17 protein-coding genes are annotated in these 20,481 nt (G+C 67.3%); 5 read left to right on the top strand and 12 right to left on the bottom strand.

Annotated features, from left to right (window positions below; genetic code table 11):
* Window positions 1-104 precede the first annotated feature (104 nt).
* Window positions 105-1,538: an MFS transporter gene (locus tag ACFRAU_RS20830; RefSeq protein ID WP_378001307.1), complete on the bottom strand. Its 1,434-nt coding sequence runs from the start codon at window positions 1,536-1,538 to the stop codon at window positions 105-107.
* Between the two features lie 2 nt (window positions 1,539-1,540).
* Window positions 1,541-2,599: an Lrp/AsnC family transcriptional regulator gene (locus ACFRAU_RS20835; RefSeq protein WP_378001308.1), complete on the bottom strand. Its 1,059-nt coding sequence runs from the start codon at window positions 2,597-2,599 to the stop codon at window positions 1,541-1,543.
* A 115-nt stretch (window positions 2,600-2,714) separates the two neighbouring features.
* Here ACFRAU_RS20835 and ACFRAU_RS20840 point away from each other — a divergent pair, with 115 nt between their 5' ends.
* Entirely contained in the window at window positions 2,715-3,998 is a 1,284-nt protein-coding gene (locus tag ACFRAU_RS20840) for a M20 family metallopeptidase (protein WP_378001309.1), read from the top strand.
* Between the two features lie 24 nt (window positions 3,999-4,022).
* Window positions 4,023-5,312, top strand: a complete 1,290-nt coding sequence (locus tag ACFRAU_RS20845; protein ID WP_377993663.1) for an MFS transporter — start codon at window positions 4,023-4,025, stop codon at window positions 5,310-5,312.
* A 74-nt stretch (window positions 5,313-5,386) separates the two neighbouring features.
* Here ACFRAU_RS20845 and ACFRAU_RS20850 read toward each other — a convergent pair whose 3' ends face one another.
* A complete protein-coding gene (locus tag ACFRAU_RS20850; protein ID WP_378001310.1) occupies window positions 5,387-6,685 on the bottom strand; it encodes a CynX/NimT family MFS transporter in 1,299 nt (432 codons plus the stop codon).
* A gap of 149 nt (window positions 6,686-6,834) precedes the next feature.
* Complete coding sequence (locus tag ACFRAU_RS20855) at window positions 6,835-8,082, bottom strand: FAD-dependent oxidoreductase (RefSeq protein ID WP_378001311.1); 1,248 nt, start codon at window positions 8,080-8,082, stop codon at window positions 6,835-6,837.
* Window positions 8,083-8,266: 184 nt separating this feature from the next.
* Here ACFRAU_RS20855 and trmB point away from each other — a divergent pair, with 184 nt between their 5' ends.
* Window positions 8,267-9,199, top strand: coding sequence for a tRNA (guanosine(46)-N7)-methyltransferase TrmB (gene trmB / locus ACFRAU_RS20860; protein WP_377993660.1), 933 nt, complete (start codon window positions 8,267-8,269; stop codon window positions 9,197-9,199).
* A 138-nt stretch (window positions 9,200-9,337) separates the two neighbouring features.
* Window positions 9,338-10,144: a DUF1206 domain-containing protein gene (locus ACFRAU_RS20865; protein WP_378001320.1), complete on the top strand. Its 807-nt coding sequence runs from the start codon at window positions 9,338-9,340 to the stop codon at window positions 10,142-10,144.
* Window positions 10,145-10,179: 35 nt separating this feature from the next.
* Here ACFRAU_RS20865 and ACFRAU_RS20870 read toward each other — a convergent pair whose 3' ends face one another.
* Window positions 10,180-10,863 carry a zf-HC2 domain-containing protein gene (locus ACFRAU_RS20870; protein WP_378001312.1) on the bottom strand — a complete coding sequence of 228 codons (684 nt, stop codon included), beginning with the start codon at window positions 10,861-10,863 and terminating at the stop codon, window positions 10,180-10,182.
* Window positions 10,860-11,360: a sigma-70 family RNA polymerase sigma factor gene (locus ACFRAU_RS20875; protein ID WP_377993788.1), complete on the bottom strand. Its 501-nt coding sequence runs from the start codon at window positions 11,358-11,360 to the stop codon at window positions 10,860-10,862. The genes ACFRAU_RS20870 and ACFRAU_RS20875 overlap by 4 nt, the downstream gene beginning before the upstream one ends.
* 191 nt (window positions 11,361-11,551) lie before the next feature.
* Between ACFRAU_RS20875 and ACFRAU_RS20880 the strand changes: the two genes are divergently transcribed.
* The gene (locus tag ACFRAU_RS20880) at window positions 11,552-12,064 is read left to right on the top strand and encodes a hypothetical protein (protein WP_377993657.1); all 513 of its coding nucleotides are present in this window, start codon (window positions 11,552-11,554) and stop codon (window positions 12,062-12,064) included.
* Between the two features lie 258 nt (window positions 12,065-12,322).
* On the opposite strand, the gene ACFRAU_RS20885 is transcribed toward ACFRAU_RS20880, so the two are convergent.
* From ACFRAU_RS20885 to ACFRAU_RS20910, 6 genes are all read right to left on the bottom strand, one after another.
* On the bottom strand, window positions 12,323-13,858 hold the full coding sequence (locus ACFRAU_RS20885; RefSeq protein WP_378001313.1) for a glycoside hydrolase family 32 protein: 1,536 nt from the start codon (window positions 13,856-13,858) through the stop codon (window positions 12,323-12,325).
* Window positions 13,859-13,889: 31 nt separating this feature from the next.
* A complete protein-coding gene (locus tag ACFRAU_RS20890) occupies window positions 13,890-14,768 on the bottom strand; it encodes a carbohydrate ABC transporter permease (protein WP_378001314.1) in 879 nt (292 codons plus the stop codon).
* A gap of 1 nt (window position 14,769) precedes the next feature.
* The gene (locus ACFRAU_RS20895; protein ID WP_378001315.1) at window positions 14,770-15,729 is read right to left on the bottom strand and encodes a carbohydrate ABC transporter permease; all 960 of its coding nucleotides are present in this window, start codon (window positions 15,727-15,729) and stop codon (window positions 14,770-14,772) included.
* 84 nt (window positions 15,730-15,813) lie between these two features.
* Entirely contained in the window at window positions 15,814-17,109 is a 1,296-nt protein-coding gene (locus ACFRAU_RS20900; protein WP_378001316.1) for an extracellular solute-binding protein, read from the bottom strand.
* Between the two features lie 162 nt (window positions 17,110-17,271).
* Window positions 17,272-18,303: a LacI family DNA-binding transcriptional regulator gene (locus ACFRAU_RS20905; protein WP_378001317.1), complete on the bottom strand. Its 1,032-nt coding sequence runs from the start codon at window positions 18,301-18,303 to the stop codon at window positions 17,272-17,274.
* Between the two features lie 169 nt (window positions 18,304-18,472).
* Window positions 18,473-20,194 carry an Ig-like domain-containing protein gene (locus tag ACFRAU_RS20910; protein ID WP_378001318.1) on the bottom strand — a complete coding sequence of 574 codons (1,722 nt, stop codon included), beginning with the start codon at window positions 20,192-20,194 and terminating at the stop codon, window positions 18,473-18,475.
* Between the last annotated feature and the right edge of the window lie 287 nt (window positions 20,195-20,481).

Raw genomic sequence — 20,481 nt, forward strand, 5'->3', positions numbered from 1 at the left:
CCCACCTAACCCCCCACCCCCACCCGGTTTTTATTTTGTTTTTTTTCCTCCCTCTGGGTCATTGGGTGTTCTTTTATTTCCCTGATGTCCCCCAAAAAACTCCGTCAGTGGGTGACACGGGGCGCTATGGCGACCGCGGCTGCGGCGATCACCGCGGTCAGCACGAACACGCCGGCAAAGGAGGCCGCCGTCGTCGTAAACGCGGTGAACACGATTCCCGTGGCGGCGAGCGCAAGGGCACCGCCCAGGGAATCTGAAATGGACATTGCCGAACTGTTGAAGCCCTCGGTGTCCGGCGTGGAAAGCGCCAGCGTCATCACGCTCAGCCGCGGATATGCAAGGCCCATGCCGCCGCCGGCGAGGATCCAGCCGGCAATCGCGACGGCGGCCGGCCAGCCAAGCGCCGTGGTCAGCAGGGCCAGGGCAATCGCCAGCAGCACCAGCACCGAACCGATCCGCACTGCGACCGGGCTGCCCAGCCTCCCGCCCAGCCTGCTCTGGACGCCCGACGCCGCCGCCCACGCGAGGGCACCGCCGGTCAGCGTGAGGCCCGCGAACGTGGGCGAGAACGCGTAGCGCTCCACGAGCAGGTACGGCAGGTAGACCTCGGCGCCGAAGAAACCGGCCGCAACCAGCCCTCGGATCAGGATCACGCTGGGCAGGCCGCGCCTGGCGGTGAGGGTGCCGCGCGGCACCAGCGGCCTGACGGCCAGCAGTGCAATGACGACGGCGGCCCCCGCCAGGAGCGGTCCGGCCGCCGGAAGTCCGGAGGACAGGTTCAGGCCAAGCACCGCCAGGGCGGCCAAAGCCGCCCAGGCGAGCCGTCCCGGCGCCCAGGGCGCCCGGGCGCCCGCCGGATCGGGTCCTGTCCCGTCAACGGAGTCGCTCCCGTTCGCGTCCGCGGCACCGTTCGCGTCCGCGGCACCGTTCGCGTTGCCGGACCGCACGCCACGCAGCGCCGGAAACAGCATCGCCAGTGCGGGGAGCACCAGCACGACCACGCCGAGGAACACCCAGTGCCAGCTCGCCAGCTGCGCCACGAGCCCGGCGGCGAACGGACCGACGAGGGACGGGATCACCCACGCGGCGGAGAAGGCTGCGAAGATCCGGGGATGCAGGACGGCCGGATAGACCCGCGCCACCACCACGTAAAGGGCCACCGTCATGGCGCCGCCGCCCAGCCCCTGCACCAGCCGGCCCGCCACCACCGCCCACATGGTGCCGGCCGTGCCCGCCACCAGCAGGCCCAGCGCGAAGACAGCGACGGAGGCGAGCAGCGGGCCCACGGGCCCGCGCCGGTCTGACCAGTTCCCGGCGCCCACCATGCCGATCACGCCGGTTGCCAGCGGCCCCGCGAAGGCGAGCGCGTACAGGCCAGCTCCGCCGAGGTCCCGGCTCACCACGGGCATGACGGTGGTGACGGCAAGGGACTCGAAGGCGGCGAGGAACACCAGGGCACAGGCGCCCACCGTCACCAGCAGGTAGGGCCGCTGCAGGATTCCGGCGCCGGTCGGCGCGGACAGGGCAGATTCGCGCATGGTCAGCCCACCAGCTCGGGGGCACCGGTGGTCACGGCGACAACGTCACCGCTGGCCGTCGAATCGGGGTTGAGCATCCAGCCCACCCGCTTGACTGTCCTCAGCATGACCACGCTCTCCACCAGTTCGATGCCCGGGATGCGCTGCTGGAGGGCCAGTTCCGCGGTCATGACATCGGCAAGCGACTGCAGCCACATGATGATGACGAAGTTGGTGCGCCCGGTGGTCGAGGCGCTCAGCCGCACGTTCCGGAAGCTGCGGAGCTCCTCGGCCGCCGCTTCATGCTGGCCGGGCGGGACGTTGGCGAACCAGTGGCAGGTCACCGGGAAGCCCGAATACCTCTGTGCAATCTCGCAGCGGAAGGAGAGGACTCCGCTGGCGAGCACCCTGTTCAGCTGGCGCTGCACGGTGGCCGGATGCCGGTCCAGCGCCCTGGCGATGTCCGCAGCTGTCGCCCGGCCGTCCTTCGAGAGGAAGGGCAGGATCGGCAGATGGCTGGCGGGCAGCGGCTCCCGCACCGACGCCGAGGGGGCTGACCCTGCCGCCTCCGGGCCGGCCAGGGCCCGGAGCGCCTGGAGCTGGCTGCGGTTGAGGACGTTGATGCGCCAGGCATAGGCGCCGGTGTGCAGCCGCGTGGCCAGTGAGGTCTGGTATTTGACCAGCCCCTCGATGGCATGCAGCTGCGAGACCACGGCGGTGAAGTGCTGCAGGGAGCCGGTAATGACCGTCAGCATCAGATCCCGGTTGCTCGCCGCCTCCTCCACGGTGACGATCTCGGGCACCGCCGCCAGTGCCTGGGTGACCTCGGCCCGGCGGTGCAGCTCGCACTCGACGTCGACGAAGGCGAGGCACATCTTCTGCGGGTCCCCCATCGGATGCGCCGTGACCCAGGCGGCGCCTGCGGCGGTGAGCCGATCCCACCGCGCGGCCAGGGTGGTGGCGTGCACGCCGAGCACCTCCGCGGCGTCTGCCCAGCTCAGCCGGGGTGCGATCTGCAGGGCGTTGATCAGCGCGAGGTCCTCCTCCGTGACGTCCAGCGGCCTCCCCTTCCGTACAGCCATGCACGAATCCTGCATATCGACCCGGGCTTTTGCATTTTTCCAGCACTTGGGCCGAATGTGAAACAGACCACTCCAGAATAGACCCACAGCACCGGACCACCAACGAGGAGAACACGTGCCGATTGCCGCAGACGCCCGCCAGATGCAGGAAGACCTTGCCAGGTTCCGCCACGATCTGCACCGGGAGCCCGAAATCGGACTGCAGCTGCCGCGCACCCAGGAAAAGGTCCTGAAGGCCCTGGCGGGCCTGCCGTACGAAATCACCTTGGGCAAGGAGACGACGTCGGTCACCGCCGTTTTGCGCGGCGGGGCTTACGACGGCGGTGCTACCGCCGGGACTACAGGTACCGCGCCCGCCGTCCTGCCGCCTGCCGTGCTGCTCCGCGCGGACATGGACGGGCTTCCGGTCCAGGAGAAGACCGGCGTCGACTACACCTCCACCATCGACGGCGCGATGCACGCCTGCGGCCACGACCTCCACACCTCGATGCTCACCGGCGCGGCCACCCTCCTTGCCGAGCGCCGGCACCGGCTGGCGGGCGACGTCGTCCTGATGTTCCAGCCCGGCGAGGAAGGCTTTGACGGAGCCAGCTACATGATCCGCGAAGGTGTCCTGGACGCCCCCGGGCGGCGCGTGGACGCGGCCTACGGCATGCACGTCTTCTCCTCCCTCGAGCCGCACGGAACGTTCTGCACCAAGCCCGGCGTGATGCTCAGCGCCTCCGACGGCCTGGTGGTCACCGTGCTCGGCGCCGGCGGCCACGGTTCCGCCCCGCACTCGGCCAAGGATCCCGTGACGGCCGCAGCCGAGATGGTCACGGCCCTGCAGGTGATGGTCACGCGGCAGTTCAACATGTTCGATCCCGTGGTCCTCTCCGTCGGGGTGCTCCACGCGGGCACCAAGCGAAACGTCATCCCGGAAACCGCCCGCATCGAGGCCACCATCCGCACGTTCTCCGAGGAAAACCGGCGGCGGATGATGGACGCCGTCCCGCGCCTGCTCAAGGGCATCGCTGCCGCGCATGGCCTCGAGGTCGACGTGGACTACCGGCAGGAATACCCCCTCACCATCACCGACCAGGACGAGACGCACACCGCGGAAAAGGTCATCACCGAACTGTTCGGCGACTCGAGGCTCTCGCGCTGGGCCACGCCGCTCAGCGGCTCCGAGGACTTCTCCCGGGTCCTGGCCGAGGTGCCCGGCACGTTTGTGGGGCTGAGCGCCGTGCCGCAGGACGCGGACCACGCCACCTCACCGTTCAACCACTCGCCGTACGCCACGTTCGACGACGGCGTGCTGGCCGACGGGGCCGCGCTCTACGCGGAGCTCGCCATCAGCCGCCTGGAGACCCTGGCCGCCGCCGGCGCCCGGGTCCCCGCTTCCGTTCCGGCCCTCTAGCCCGCCCATCCCAGGGAGACAACCATGACCGCCATCATCAACGCCCAGCGCGAGGGCCGGATCTCGACCCGAAAGACCATCATCGGCACCGGCATCGGAAACGCCGTCGAATGGTACGACTGGGCCATCTACGCCACCTTCACGCCCTTCATCGCCAGCCAGCTGTTCAGCAAGTCCGACCCCGCCTCAGCCGTGCTGTCCACGCTGGCGATCTTCGCCGTCGGCTTCGTTGCCCGTCCCTTCGGCGGCTTCCTGTTCGGCTGGATCGGTGACCGGGTGGGGCGCAAGGCGTCCATGACGCTCGCCGTCGGCCTGGCGTCCCTGGGCAGCCTCATGATCGGCATCGCCCCCACGTTCGCCAGCGTCGGGGCCTTCGCATCCCTGATGCTGCTGGTGGCCCGGCTGGTACAGGGCCTGGCGCACGGCGGCGAGCTGCCGTCGTCGCAAACGTATCTTTCCGAGATGGCGCCCCGGGAACACCGTGGTTTCTGGGCCACGCTGATCTACACGTCCGGGACCGTCGGCATCCTCTTTGGCACCCTGCTGGGCGCGGTGCTGAACATGGCGCTGACCACCGAGGTCATGAACGCCTGGGGCTGGCGCATCCCGTTCCTCATCGGGGCCGCGATGGGCCTGTACGCACTGATCATGCGGTCCCGGCTGCACGAGACCGACGTGTTTGAGGGCGAGACCGCCACGGAGAAGCGCGCCCCGCTCTGGCCGCAGATTGTCCGGTACCGCAAGCAGGCCGTGCAGGTGATCGGCCTGACCGTTGGCCTCACCGTCATCTACTACATCTGGGGCGTCGTGGCACCCAGCTACGCGACCACTGCGCTGAAGATCGACCGCGGCGAGGCCCTCTGGGCCGGCGTCATCGGCAACATCGTCTTCATTGCCGCGCTTCCGGTCTGGGGCAAGCTGTCCGACCGGATCGGACGCAAGAAGGTGCTGTGGGCCGGCGCGATCGGCTCCGCAGTGATGCACTTTCCCATGACGTGGCTGCTGAAGGATTCCGCCTGGCAGCTGGCCGTGAGCATGTCCGTGATGCTCATCTTCATCGCCGCGAGCGCCGCCATCGTTCCTGCCGTGTACGCCGAGCTGTTCCCCACGAGCATCCGCACCGTCGGCGTGGGCGTGCCGTACTCCATCTGCGTGGCAATCTTCGGCGGGACCGCACCCTACCTGCAGCAGTGGCTGGGCACCACCGTCCAGATGCCCAACCTGTTCAACGTTTACGCCGTGGTTCTGCTGGCCGTCAGTGTGGCCTTCATCTTCACCATCCCCGAGACCAAGGGCAAGGACCTGACGCACTAGCAATCCCAACCAGGTAGCAGCAGAGGGCGGTGCCCGCGCGGGGGAAGCCCTCGGCGGGTTGCGACATGGGCCCACTAGCCGCCGATGAACCTGTCCCGCCCCGCCCGGTAGCCGAACACCGCGGCCAGCGCTCCCACCACCAGGAACAGGAGCCCCGCCGCCGCAAACGAGCCGGTGCCCTGGTGCAGCTGGCCCACCAGCAGCGTGCCGGTGGAGCCGAGCCCGTAGCCCACCCCCTGCATCATGCCGGAGAGGTGGGCTGCGGTATGCCCGTCCCGGGTGCGGAGCATGATCATCGTCAGGGCCACGGCGGTGAGGCTTCCCTGGCCCAGCCCCAGCATGCCGGTCCACACCCAGACCAGCTCCAGCGGGCCGAAGATGCTCAGGGCAAAGCCGCCGCCGGTCATGAGTGCCACCACGGTGTTGATCACCCGCTGGTCGCGCAGCCGGGCAGCGAGTGCCGGGGCGAAGAGCGAGCCGAGCATCTGCAGCACGATGGACACCGACACAATCAGCCCGGCCGTTCCACCGTCCACGCCGCGTTCGCGCAGGATCGGTGCGAGCCAGGCGAAGACGCTGAAGGACATCATCGCCTGCAGCACCATGAAGACCGTGACCTGCCACGCCACCGCCGAGCGCCACACATTCACACCCTCCCGCACCGCTGTCTGGTGCCCGTGCCGCTGCCGTCCCGCCACCGGCAGGAAGAGCAAAAGCACGACGGCGGCTGGCACCGCCCAGAACCACAGCGCCGAGGTCCACTGTCCGGTAGCGGTGAAAACGGGGTAAGTGAAGCCTGCGCCCAGGGCGGCGGACGCGCAGATGGCCGTGGTGTACAGGCCGCCCATCAGGCCGAGCCGGTGCGGAAAGTCCCGCTTCACCAGCCCTGGCAGCAGCACGTTGCACAGCGCAATGGCGGCTCCGCACGCGGCTGTCCCGGCGAACAGCGCGGGCAGGTGCCCGGCGCCCGGGATCCCGGCCGGCCGCAGGAGCAGACCGGCCGTCAGGACCGCCATCGCTCCGAGCAGGACCCGTTCCGCGCCGAACCTCCGGGCCAGGACCGGGGCCAGCGGCGCAAACACGCCGAGCAGAGTGACCGGGACCGTGGTCAGCACCACCACCGCCCAGCCGGGCAGGCCGGCGTCTGAGGTTACCTCGGGAAGAACCGCCGAAAAACTGGAGAACACAGTCCTCAGGTTCAGCCCGATCAGGACCAGGCACAGTCCCAGGTATGCCAGCGCACGGCGGCTGCCTACTTGCGTGGGCCTGGCGGCGGGAACGTCGTCGGCCTCTGCGTCCACGAGCGTGTCCGTCTTAACGGCGGGGCGCTGAGGCCTGCCGCCACGTCTGGGGGAATTCTGGGCATCGCTCACCCGCCCATTCTTTCAGGAGCACCGCGTGGGCCAGCGTCGTCGTCGAGCCGGCGGAATTGGCCTCGCGGTTATCCACACATACGGATAAAGCACGGTTTCTCCGGGACCTGGCCGCCAATAGCCTGGTCGGCACGTGCACATCTCATCCGTCAGCGGGCCCAGAGCGGCCACAGCCGTTCGGCCCGGCGCCGGACTTGGGAGTACGGCACTTCCGCGCTTTTGGCCTGCTCGAAGATGCTCATGCCCAACATTGACGTGGCCAGCGCGCGGACCGTGTGAAACCGGTTTTCGAAGAGGCTTCGCTCACTGATCCAGGACACCGCGTCTGCTTCCGGCTTCCACCGCTCCGTGTATTTTTCGGCCGCCCGCGGCAAGCGGTCAGGTGAACTCCCGGCATCCTGGATGCACTGGTCAAGGACCATGGCTGACTCCATGGCCCCGTTAACCCCTTGTCCGATGGGCGGATAGGGCGCGGCGGCGTCCCCGATCAAGACCGCTTTTCCGCCATGGAGCTGGGAACAGTTCAGGCTGCGTCCTATGTGGTAGCAGGTCCGGCCGGCGAAGGCTTCTACCTGTTCGTCGCCGGCGAATTCCAGAACCCGGGGGCACCTGTCCTGCAGGAACTTCCGGGCTTCGCCGGTGCCGGAAAACCCGATCCGGTCCTTGGTGCCGATGGCGCAGAACCACCTGGCCGAGTCCTGCCCGTCGTCCCCCCTGATTGCACCGGCCACGCAGAACGGCCGGGTTGAGAGTCCGTGGAGATAATTCCTGTCCAGCCGGTCACCGACGTTATCGAGCTCAATCATCGTGCAGTAGTTGGGAAAAGACTTGGACGTAACCGAAAATCCGGGAATCCGGGCCTGCAGCGCCGACCGCACAGTGGATCCCGCCCCATCCGCGCCCACGAGCAAGTCGAAACTTCTGACGTTCGCTTCCCCGGATCTCTGTCGGGAGGTCAGTGACCCGCTGACCGGGTCGACGCTTTCCACGTTGGTTTCGAACTCCAATGCCACCCTGTCCGTGTACTGGCCCAGGACCCAGCTGAGTGCCCGGAGGATGTCGCCCCGCGATCCGGTCCATCCGGGCAAGGTCCACTCCTCCGTTCCTCGGCCCGGGATCTTGAGCCCCTTGAACCGGAACATCCGGCGGTCGAACTCGGTCACAGCGTCGATGTGGCGGAGCGCCTTGAGCCCATGGCCCGAGATGTCGATGGTGTAGGAACGGTCCGGGTTGAACCGCGGTGCAATGTCCGGGGGGATGTCGCGCTCGATGACAGTGGCGGACAGCCCGCGCCGGGCAAGGGCAATTGCGAGTACCAGCCCTGCCGGACCCGCCCCGAGGATGGCGATGCTGCCCGGGGACTTCACGGGATCGGAGCGCAATGCAGATGGTTCCATGGCGTTTCCTGAATCTGCGTTCTCATGCGTTCATCCGCCATCGCGGCGGGAAAATGTCCCGAGGGACGAGGGCGGCCCGTAGGCGTTTCGCCCGGGCGGCCGGTGGAATAGCAACACCTTACGCCCGCGCGTGCCGCATGAGAACGGGTCGGGTCCTCCGAAAACCGCCGGTATTCTGGAGGGGATGAGCGAATCTCCCGAATCCCCGCAGCCGCCGGCAAATCCGGACCAGCCCAGGCCGGTCACACCGGGAAGCCAGGCGTCCTATGGAACCTACGGCGGACGGCCGGTCAGCTTCGTCCGCCGCGGAACCCGGCTGCAGGGGCGCCGCCAGGCGGCGTGGGAGGAGCACTCCGGCCGCTGGGCCATCGATGTGCCCCGCCACGTGGCCAACACATCGGTCCACCCCGACTACTCCTTCGACGCCGAAGCCGAGTTCGGGCGTCAGGCGCCGCTGATTGTCGAGATCGGCTCGGGTCTGGGCGACGCCGTCTGCCACGCCGCGGAGGAAAACCCGGACAAGGACTTCCTCGCAGTGGAGGTCTACACTCCCGGACTGGCCAACACCATGATCAAGATCAACAGCCGCGGCCTCACCAACGTGCGCGTGGTGGAGGCAAACGCCCCCGAGGTCCTGGCCACCATGCTGCCGCCCGGCTCGGTCAGCGAACTCTGGGTCTTCTTCCCGGACCCCTGGCACAAGTCCCGGCACCACAAGCGCCGCCTGATCCAGCCCGAATTCGCTGAGCTCGCTGCGAAGGCGCTGAAGCCGGGCGGCCTCTGGCGCATCGCCACGGACTGGTCCAACTACGCCGTGCATGTCCGCGACGTACTGGCCGGGTCTGAGGCGTTCGAAAACCTTCACAACGGTGAGCGCAGCGGCCCCGAGAGTCCCCTCACGCACGTGTGGCAGACCGGCGTCGAGTCGCTGGTGGGCGGCGCGCCGGTCAAGGAGGGACGGGCTCCCGTGAGCACGGAACACACGGGACCCAACGAGGGCATCGACGAAAGGGGCGGCTGGGCTCCCCGCTTCGAGGGCCGCATCCGCACCAGCTTCGAGAACAAGGCGCACGAAGCCGGCCGGATGATTTTCGACCTCTGCTACCGCCGGGTTTAGCGCTACCTGACCGCCGGGGTCAAGGGCGTCCCGGGCATCTGTTCCCCGGCGCCCGGGCGTGACACGATAAGCGTGTGGCGGTGTGCCACAGCAGCTGCACGGGTGTGCCGGCGCGGAGGAACGATCATCAAAAGAGAACTGAGAAGCGCAGCCGGCAAGGCCGAGGAAGTCTCGAACTCCAAGCCCCTCGAAATGCTGGCACGCGCCGGATTTGCCGTAAGTGGCGTCCTCCATATCCTGGTCGGCGTCATCGCCTTCGGACTCGCCCGGGGCCGCGGCGGCCGCGCGGATGTGAGCGGCGCCGTCGCCGAACTGGCCAGCCAACCGGCCGGCCCGGTGCTGCTGTGGTGCAGTTTCGCCGCATGCATAGCCCTTGCTCTGTGGCAGGCCGGTGATGCGATCTTCGACTTCGAGCGGTTGCCCACAAAGCACAAGGCCGGCAAAAAGCTGCAGGCTGGAGCACAGGCCGCCGTGTACGCCGGGCTGGCATTCACACTGGCCGCGTTCGCGCGCGGTGCCGGCAAGGACAACCGGGAATCAGCCAGCGACCTCACGGTCAACCTCATGAAGTCGCCGGGCGGCGTCCTGCTTCTGGTAGTTATCGGGGCTGCAGTGGCCGTCGTTGGCATCATCTACGCGGTCCGCGGCTTCAAAAAGTCTTTTGAAAAACACATCAACCTGCCGGCTTCGCCCGGCGGACGCAAAGCCGTCACCGTCCTTGGCATGGTGGGCTATGTGGCCAAGGGCGTTGCGCTCTTCGTGACTGGCCTGCTGGTGGTCATCGCCACGGTCACCGCCCACCCAGAGCAGTCCACAGGTCTGGACGGCGGGCTCCGCGCCCTGCGGGAACAGCCCTACGGAGTGTACGTGCTGGCCGCGGTGGGCGCCGGGCTTATCTGCTACGGGGTTTACATGGTGGTACGGGCCCGGCTCGCCAGAATGTGAGTCCCTCAGCCCGAATGCGTGTCCTTCAGAACGGTTCAGGCGCCCGGCACGGCAATCACGGCAATGGTCTGCTGCCGGTCATTGCGCACTTCCACGCTCGCGATGCTCGTGTACTGCAGCGGCGTGGCGCTGGTAACCCGGACCCTTCCGCTCGGTGTCGCCATCCACGCGCAGGCCCGGTCCTCAACCCCGGCACGGTCCTTCACCCACAGCGAAAGCCGCCCGTTCTGGGGCAGGCTCCGCCCGTCGACTGCCAGTTCGGTGCCCCAGGTTTTCTTGACCATGCCCACCGTGACCTGCATGCCGGTGTCGGCCTTGACCGAGTAGCTGGCGTCGGGCTTGTCGGCGGGATCAAAGAGCGGCGCCGCGGCAAATCCCAGGGCCAGGCAGGCCGCCGCCACCACCCCCACAAGGGCCGTCAGCCGCCGTCGGGAATTACGACGGCGGGCCGCCAGTTCGTCCAGAACAGGCTGCGGGACGGGGGCCAGGTCGGCTGACGCGGATTCTGCTCCGGGCCGGCGGGCCGCCGGGACCGCGAGCGCCACGGCGTCCGGGACCGGCACGGCATCCAGCAGTCCCGGCAGGGATTCGAGGTCCGACAGTTCACTGCGGCACGCGCCGCACTGCTTGAGGTGCTCCTCGAAGCGCAGCGTGTCAGCGTCGTCGAGCCCTCCCAGCAGGTATGCCCCCAGCAACTCATGGACTTCCTTGCCGTTCACCGTTCCACACCCATTTCATCCAGTATTGTCCGCAGGGCCTTCACCGCGTAGAAAGCCCTGGATTTCACCGTTCCGCTCGGAATGTTCAACTGCACCGCCGCCTCGCCTACCGTGAACCGCCGATAGTGCAATGCCACCAGCACATCACGGTGCTCCGAACTCAGCCGCAGCAGCGCTTCCTCCATCAGTACCTTGTTCAGAAGATCGTCAACCCGTCCGGTGGCCTCCTCCGGGTCCGCAACGTCACGGTCCTCGGCTTCCAGCGGCCGCCGCTGGGCTTTCCGGTAGTTGTCGATCATGATGTTCCGGGCGGTCCGGAACAGGTAGCTGCGCATGCTGCCCGTGACCTTGGGCGCCTGCTGCCACACACGAAGCACTGTTTCCTGGACGATATCGTCGGCAAGGTGCGGGTCACGGGAAGCACTGAGCACGAACCGGCGGAGTGCCGTTCCGTGCTCGCGGTAGATCGCTGCAACCAAATCCTCATCCAGCGGCACCTTCGGCCTCCCTGCAATGACCTGTGAAGCCGTCCCGAGCAGGCCGGCCTTCCTGGCAAATACGACGTCGGCAGCCGGCGATAAGTTCAATTCCGGTCAGCGTCAGATTCTTTGAACCATTCTTCACCTTTGTGCGTCATTCCAAATAGCGCCGGTTCCTCAGTCTGCCGGCCCGAGCCAAGGAGCAGCACATGAAGAAGCACCTGAGCGTTGGCCTCGCAGTTATGGCCCTTGCCGCCTCACTGACGGCCTGTGGCGGCGGATCCGGCACAACCACCACCACTTCGGCGGCAGCCCCGGCCAGTGAGTCACCGGCGACCACCGCCAGCGCATCGGCCTCCAGCGACGGCGCCACGGTGGACCTCAAGACCGCGTCGTCCAGCAAGGGTGACATCGTGGTGGACGGCAAAGGCATGAGCGTCTACTACTTCACGAAGGACGTCAAGGACTCAGGCAAGAGCAACTGCCTGGGCGACTGCCTCGTGAAGTGGCCTCCGGTGATTGCTGCCACGGGCACCCCCAAGGTCGAGGGTGTAACGGGAACGGTCGGCACCATTGATACCCCTGACGGCAAGAAGCAGGTGACCGTCAATGGCATGCCCGTTTACCTGTGGCAGAAGGACAAGGCCCCCGGCGACATCACCGGCCAGGGCGTCGGCAACGTCTGGTACCTCGTGGGACCCGACGGGACGATGATGAAGTAAGGCCTGCAGGTCTGTGCCGGTGCCTCTCCGGAGGCGCCGGCACAGCCGTCGGAGCAGAGAACACCCGAACCTGCGGCCCATCGCCAACACCCTCCTGGCGTGGGCCGCAGCCCATCCGGACGTGGAAATCCAGACGCGCAAAGGCTACGTATCGCTGCACGGCAGCGGATGTGACACTCCGCCTTGAGGCGCCTATTGGGGAGCGCCTCAAGGCGGTCAGGATCCGCGGGGATGATTTGTTGCTTTAGTCTGCAGGAGCTAGCCGGTGACGCTGAGGCTCACCAGGGTGGCGCCGTCGCCTTCGGCCAGCAGTCCGACGGCGGTGCTGGACTCCGCGGGGAAGATCTGGTCCGTGAGGGTCACCAGGCCGCCCTGGGCGAAAACCTCCACGGAACACCGGTCGAGGAAGATCCTGAGCCGCAGCCTGCCCCCGTCCAGCGGAACAGCCACCCGCTCCACGGACGGGAAGTCCGCGTGGAACCCCACGTCCCCGGATGCCGTCCGGTCCAGGCTGAGCTCGCCGGACGCGGAACATCCGGACACGGAATCGTAGGCCAGCACGGTCCGCTCCTGCACGCCGTCCACCTCGCCGGCACGGAGCACCAGCCCCACCCTGCCGGAGGCGCCCGGCTGAAACTCCGCGTCGATACGGAGCACATCCCCGGTGGACCCGGCGGGCAGCCAGCGCACCCCGTCCGCGAGCTGTTCCGGGCCCGCGGCGAACAGCTCCGTCCCGGAAGCTTCGAACGGGTCCACGGCCGCCTGGACCAGCACAGGGCGGCCGGCGCGGGTCTCCAGCCGGACCTCGCGGACCAGGGACATGGCGCTGCGCCAGCCCTGGGAAGGAGTCGAGGCGGCGTACTGCCAGTTGTTCATCCAGCCGATCATGAGACGCCGCCCGTCCGGAGCGTTGCTGAAGGAGACGGCAGCGTAATAGTCCCGGCCCCAGTCGAGCCACCCGTAGTCGGGCATCCGGCTGTCGTCCGTCTGCATGCCCTCGGTAACGGTGCTTTCGGACCGGAACGTCACGCCGTCGAACGTTCCCACGAAGTACTGGCCGGCCGAACCGCCGGCGATCCCGCCGGGGTTCAGGTTGACCACGAGGACCCACCGGGTGTCGCCGGCATTGCCGTCCACCGGAAGCTCGAACAGGTCCGGGCATTCCCACACGCCGCCTGTGGCATTGGCCGGACCGAAGGAGCTCAGGTACTCCCAGGATTTCAGGTCGGCGGATTTGTAGAGGACCACTTCACGGTCCTCGGCCTCGACGGCGGCCATCACCCAATAGCTGCCGGCGTCGCCGTCGTACCAAAAGACCTTGGGGTCGCGGAAGTTCGCGGACGCCCGGTCCAGCACCGGGTTCCCGTCGTACTTGGTCCAGGTGGCGCCGTCGTCCGTGCTGTACGCGAGCGACTGCGCCTGCCGCCCCGCCAGCGGCGAAGCCGGGGAATAGGCACTGGTGTAGAGCGCCACCAGCGGCGGCACTCCCCCGGCGCCGAATCCGCTCGTGTTGCAGGTGTCCACCACGGCCGAGCCGGAGAAGATGGCCTCCTGCTCGTCGCACGGGATGGCCACCGGCTGCTCGTCCCAGGTCAGGAGGTCCGCCGAGGTGGCGTGGCCCCAGGACATGTTGCCCCACACGTCGCCGTGCGGGTTGTGCTGGTAGAAGAGGTGGTACACGCCGTTGGAGTACACCAGCCCGTTGGGGTCGTTGAGCCAGTTGCGCCCGGCGGCGTAGTGCCATTTGGGCCGGTAGCGGCAGTCGAGCGCTGGCGTTGCATTCAGGGAAGTCATGGTTCGCTTTCGAACTGGAAAGGAGGCTGGGTCAGCCTTTGACACCGCTGGAGGCGATGCTGTTGATGAAGGAGCGCTGGAACGCGATGAAGAGGACCACCACGGGAACCGTGATCAGCGAGGCGTAGGCCATGACCTCGCCCCAGGAGACGTTCAGCTGGAAGAAGTACTGGATGCCGATCATCACGGGCCGGAGCTCCTCGGACTGGACCACCATGAGCGGCCACAGGTAGGAGTTCCAGGCGGGCAGGAAGGTCAGGATGGCGACGGTGGCCGTGGCGGGCCCGGCGAGCGGCATGACCACCTGGCGGTAGATCTTGAACCAGCCGGCGCCGTCGATGCGGGCCGCCTCGTCCAGTTCCTTGGGGATGGACTCGAAGTACTGGTGGTACAGGTAGATGGAGAACGCGTTGGCGATGAACGGGATGATCTGCACCTGGTAGGTGTCCAGCCAGCCCTTCGAGATCTCCAGGCTGAAGCCGTTGAGTTCGAAGTACGGCAGCTGGTTCACCCACCACACCAGGGGCAGCGCGAGCGTCTGGAACGGCACGATGAGGGTTGCCAGGATCGCGGTGAACACCACGCGCTTGCCGCGGACCTGCATGCGGGACAGCGCAAAGGCGCACAGGCTGTTGATGAAGATTCCCAGCACCACTGTCACGGCGGAGATGCCGACGGAGTTGATGAGGAAGCGGGCCGCCGGAACCCGGTCGAAGACGGCAGTGTAGTTGTCCAGCGAGATGTTGCCGATGGGAAGGAAGGCCGCCACCGAGGACATGTCGCCGAAGATCTGGGTGTCCGGCTTGAGCGAGGACACGAGCATGAACACGATGGGGAAGGCTGCGACGGCGGCGAACAGGATGCGCACGGCCATGGCGCCGATCGAATTGAGGCGGAGCACGTTTTTCACGTCAGTCCTTCTCTCGGGTCAGGTAGCGCTGGACCGCGGAGACCAGCAGCACCAGGACGAAGAATACGAGCGAGATGGCGGAAGCATAGGAGGTCTCCTGCTGCTTGAAGCCGGAGCGGACCGCCTCGTAGATGATGGTGGTGGTGGAGTCGAGCGGACCGCCCTGCGTCATGACGCTCACCTGGTCGAAGAGGCCGAGGGCCTGGATGGTGATGGTCACCAGCACCAGGGTGCGCGTGTGCTTCAGGCCCGGCCAGGTCACGTACCGGAACTGGTGCCAGCGGCTGGCCCCGTCCAGCTGCGCGGCCTCGTACAGCTCCCCGGAGATGCCCTGCAGCCCGGCCAGCCAAATGATCATGTGGAAGCCGGCGGCCTGCCAGATGGACAGCGCGATGATGGCCGGCATGGCGGTGGCGGGATCGTTCAGCCAGTCCGCGCCCTGGATAAGGCCGAAACTGAACGTGGACAGCAGCTCGTTGATCAGCCCGTCCTTGCGGTACATGAAGAGCCAGAGCAGCGACACCACCACCATGGACGTGACCACGGGCAGGAAGTACACGGTGCGGAAGAAGTTCACGCCGCGGAATTTCTTGTTGATCAGCAGCGCCATGGCCAGGGCAAGGCCGGACTGCACCGGCACCACCACCACGGCGAAGTACGCGACGTTCAGGAGCGACCGCCAGAAGGTGGGATCTGCGAACAGCCGGGCAAAGTTGTCCATCCCGACGAACTCCACCGGCCGCGGGGAAATGAGGCGGGCGTTCGTGAAGGCCAGGCCGAAGCCGAGGATCGCGGGCAGGAACACGAAGGAGAGCAGGAGCACCGCTGCCGGTGCGATCATCCCCCAGCCGCTGAGCTGTTCACGCAGGCGGCCCGGGCGCTTGCGGCGGGCTGCCGCCGGGGTGGTTCCGCCCGGCGCCGGAACGGCGGACGTACGGGAGCGAAGTTGGGTGGTTGTCATGGGAGTCTCCGTTGACAGTCAGTGCCGGGTGGAGGACGACGGCGGCAGTTGCCGCCCGCCGTCGTCCTCCCGTCCGGCGGCTGGCTAGTTCTTGTAGCCGCCGTTGGACTTGATGTTGGCGTCAATCGCCTTGACCGCCTTGTCCAGGACGGTCTTGGCGTCGGCGCCGGCCAGAATGTCCTGGACGGCCTTGCCGTACTCCGTGGCGATGAACGGGTAGGCGGGCGTTTCCGGGCGCATGACAGCCTGCTGGCGGGAGAGGTCCATGAACACCCGGTTTTCGCCGCCCTCGGCGAAGGCGGGGATCAGGGCCGCGGCTTCATCGGTGGCCGGGATGGTTCCGGTGGCCTTGGCCACGGCGGCGATGTTTTCCGGCTTCAGCGAGTATGAGAGGTAGTCCATCGCGGCCTCGGAGTTCTTGCAGCCGCTGGTCACGCCCCACTGCCACGAGGCACCGCCGATCTTCGGGCCGTTGCCGAGGTCCACGGACGGCATGACCGCGAGGTCCTTGCCGAGCGCCTTGCGCGCCTTGTCCGCGGCCCAGGAGCCGGTGTAGACGATGCCGCTCTTGTTGTTCAGGAAGTCCTGGGTGGAATCCTTGCCGCTCTTCTTGGCCATAAAGCCCTGGTCGGCGAGCCCGCGGAACCACGCGGCCCACTCGACGGCCTTGTCTCCGTTGAGGGCCCCGTCCGCCGACTGGAAGCCGTCGCGGTTGACGAGGTCCCCGCCGAAGGACTGCAGCAGCGGCGAGTAGGCGTAGGGGAGCCACTCCCCGGTGCCGGCAGTTCCCATGTCGAGGGGATACTGCCACTTGCCCAGGGCCTTGAGCTTGGTGAGGGCGTCCTGGAACTCCTCCTTGGTCCACGGTTTCTCAACCGTCGCCACACGGACGCCGGCTGCCTTCAGGTCCGAGGTGCGGGCCAGCATGGCGAGGGCGACGTCATAGTAGCCCACCGCGTACGTTTCGCCCTCCCACTTGGCGACGGTGCTGGGGAGGTTCTTGGACAGGTCGGCCGAGAGCTTCAGCGGTGTCAGGTACTTGGCCCACGCCCAGTTGGGCACGTTGGGCCCGTCGATGTCCACGATGCACGGCAGCTTCCCGGCAGCGGCGGCCGAGACCACTGAATCGTTGTAGGAGTCCTGCGGGAACGCCTGCACCTTGATCTGCGCCTTGGCTGAGCCGCTCTTGTTGTACTTGTCGACGATGGACTTGATGGCCACCAGCTCGTCGGGGTTTCCCGCGTTGTGGGTCCACATGGTGATCTCTTTGCCGTCCTCGGACGTGGCGGACGCACTGCCCTTGCCGCAGGCGGCGAGGCTGCCCATGAGTGCCGCCGCGGCTATGCTGGTGGCCAGGATCCGTGTGAATCGCTTGTTCATGAAGGTCCAGTCTTTCTGCTGATTTTGCGCGTGGATGATTGGCCCGGGGTCCGGAAGGGGCGCGGCCGCTGCAACGGCTGCGTCCCTTTTTCCGGCGGACACCGGGGTGGACTGCTGGTGGTTCGTGTCCTGGACTGCGGTCAGGTCTCTAGGATCCGGTCTCTAGGATCCGGTTCGGGGTGGCGGCCCCACGGATCCCCGTTCGATCAGGGGACAGGCCAGCCGCACCTGTTCCGGCGGCCTGCCCGGGTTCTCGATGTCGTCAAGAACCCGGTCGACCGCCCATCGCCCCATCTCGTAGTGCGGCAGGGCCACCGTGGTCAGCCCCGGCCACAGCGAGCCCGCGATGAGCTCCAGGTTGTCGATGCCGACGATCGACACATCGTCCGGGACAGTCAGTCCCAGCGCTGCGGCCGCCTGGTACGCACCCATGGCCACCCTGTCGCTGAAGCAGAAGAGTGCTGTGGGCCTGTCCGGCCGGCTGAGGAGGGCGAGCGCGGCCTCCCGGCCGCCGGAGGTCTCCGGCACGGTGATGACAAGGTGCCGCGGATCGTGCTCGATGCCGTGGCGGCGAAGCGCGGTGTGGAATCCTTCCAGCCGGCCGTGCTTTGCGGGAATGTCGTCAACGTTGTTGATCATTCCGATCCGTGTGTGGCCTGCCTTGATGAGCGCCTCGACGGCGGTTTCGGCGGCGTCGACCTCGTTCGGGACGACGGACGACACCGCGGGGTCCCCGGTGACGGCGTCCAGCAGCACGGTGGGGGTCCCGGCAAGCGCCGGCGGCAACTCGACCCCCTGGTGGTACAGCCGCGCGTACACCACGCCGTCCACCTGGTGCTGCTGGAGCATGGTGATTTCGCGGTGTTCGAGCTCGCTGTCCAGGCCCGAGTTCACCACCATGACGACGTAGCCGCGTTCGTAGGCCGCGTCCTGCGCTCCGCGGATCATGGCCCCGGCGAACGGCGTGGTGGTGATCTCGTCGCTGACCAGGCCCAGGATCTGGGAGCGCTGGTTGCGCAGCCCGCTGGCCAGCCGGTTGGGCGCGTAGCCAAGGTTCCTGGCCACGTCCCGGACGTGCTGCTGGGTTTCCGCTTTGACCCGGGAGCTGGTGGCGTCATTGAGGGCGTGGGACACAGTGGTCACTGACACTCCGGCGGCCTTGGCCACTTCGCGTATCCCTACTCGCGTCGTCATCGACTTCCTTTGCAAAACGTTTTGGTTCGGTGTGAATGAGACTACACAAAACGTTTTGCATGTGTCAACCGTCACTCTTCCCACCCCGTGTCCTAACCCCGGACATGGCTCCGGCCCGGCGCTGCCCTTTCGGGCGGCACCGGGCCGGAGGTCCTGCAATGCTGCGCGGCTACCGTCCTGTGGTGAAGCTCCAGGAAAGACCGCTGAGCGGGTTCCCGCCGGCATCCTTGATGCTGGTGGAAATGGTGGCCGTGTACCGCGTGTTGGCCGCCAGGGTCACATTCGGGTTCAGCGTTGCCACCCGGGTGGAGGCGTTGTAGCTGACGGCGTAGCTCACCAGGGCGCCGGTGGCGGCGTTCCGGAGGGCGAATGTTCCGTTGGCGACGCCGGTCACGTTCTCGCTGATGGTCGCGGTGACGTTGGCGGTGCGGCTGACGGCCGTTGCATTCGTGCCCGGGGACTTGGCGGTCACCACCGGCCGCGGTCCCGTGGTGAACGCCCAGGAGTTGGCCGCGATCGAGTTGCCGGCCATGTCCGTGATGCCCGCCGTCAGCGTTGCGGTGTGCTTCCGGTCAGCCGCCAGCGTCGCATTCGGGTTCAGGGTGGCAACCCGGGTGGTGGCATTCCACGTGACCGGAGCCGCGACGAGCGCACCTGCCGAGTTCTTCAGGGTGAAGGACGCCGTTCCCAGTCCCGCGATCGCCTCGTTGAAGGTTGCCGTGACGTTGGCTGTCTGGCTGGCCATCATGGAGTTGACGGCCGGGCCCTTGGCGGTAACCACGGGTCCCACGGTGTCCACCGTGATGGCGAGGGACCCGGTGGACCGTGTCTCGACGCCGCCCGGGCTGACTTCCCCTGCCGTCACGGTGTGCCGGCCGTTGGCCAGCGGACGGTTGGACGTGATCGAGTAGCTGCCGTTCGCTGCCACTGACGCCGAGCCGCTGGCCACACCGTCAATGTAGAGGTTGACGCTCGCTGCGTCCGGCAATGCGGTTGCACCTGCGAAGGCGGGGGTGGTGCTGCGCGTGATGTTGTCCGTGTTGAACCGGCCCGTATCGGTCGCGGCCGTCAGGTCAGGCGTGCTCGGCCCCTTGGCGAGCGGCGCCGTGCACGGGGCCGCCGGCCCGCCGATCGCCGCGTACTCGAAAATCGTGACTTCATTGCCGGTCGCGGCGTTGCGTCCCAGCCACATGCCCCGGCTTTCGGAGGTGGTCGGTGACGACGCGCGGTCTGCGTCGGACACGCCGTCGGCGCCAACCCCGGCGAGACCCGTCCAGGTGGCTGTCCAGGTGGTGAGGCCCGGCCCGTCGTAAACAACGACGCCGTCTTCGCCCGAACCCGGGGCACCGGCACGCAGCGTGCGCCGCCCGTTGAGCGCAAACGACTGGTTGCCTGCCACCACCCTGGCTTCCAGCTGGTCCGCCGGAAGCTGCCCGCCGCCGGGTGCAGCAGCGGTGCCCTTCATGACTACGGTGCTGGCGTTGATCTTGGTGGCCGGCTGCGTGACGGTGACGTTGCCTACGAACGTCTGGTCGCCGACGTCGGGCGCTGTCAGAACACGGATCACGTCACCCGAGCGGATGTCCGGAGTGGTGCCTTCCCAGCATCCTCCGCCGGGATGGTTGACTTCCACGATGCCGGCCACGGGCACCAGGTTGGACGCCGTGCCGATGACCGCGCCGCCGCGAAGCACCTGGATCGTGGGACGGTCGCCGGCAGCGTATCCTTCGGCGGAGACCATGTCCCGTTCCGGGAAAACGGTGATGATGTGCGTTCCCGGGTCACTGATGACGGCAAAAGCCGGAACCGCAGCGGTCGGAACGGCCAGCGCCAGCAGCGCGCCGGCCGTGACGGCTGCTGCCAGGCGTGGACGAATTCTTGCAGGTTTCATGGAAAGCTCCCCTCAAAGGCCCCAGACTTCACCCGGCTGAGACCCAGCGGGGTGATCCTCTTCAGGTCCATGATCTGAAGAGGATGCCAGTATCTGGACGCCACCCTGCGGAAACCTTTAATAAAACCCTATGAAACCCCTCAACAAGGCCGACACACGGCGGGGCGGGCGGCGCCGGGGAACGCCCGCCGGCCCCCGCAGCGCGACGCCACTAAGAGGTGCACGTACCCCACCACAAAAAAGACCGCGGCCCCCCAATACATGTTGTAAGGGTTTATCAAGAAAGC

Source organism: Arthrobacter sp. NPDC056691 (assembly GCF_042791415.1).
In the GTDB taxonomy this organism is placed as follows: domain Bacteria; phylum Actinomycetota; class Actinomycetes; order Actinomycetales; family Micrococcaceae; genus Arthrobacter.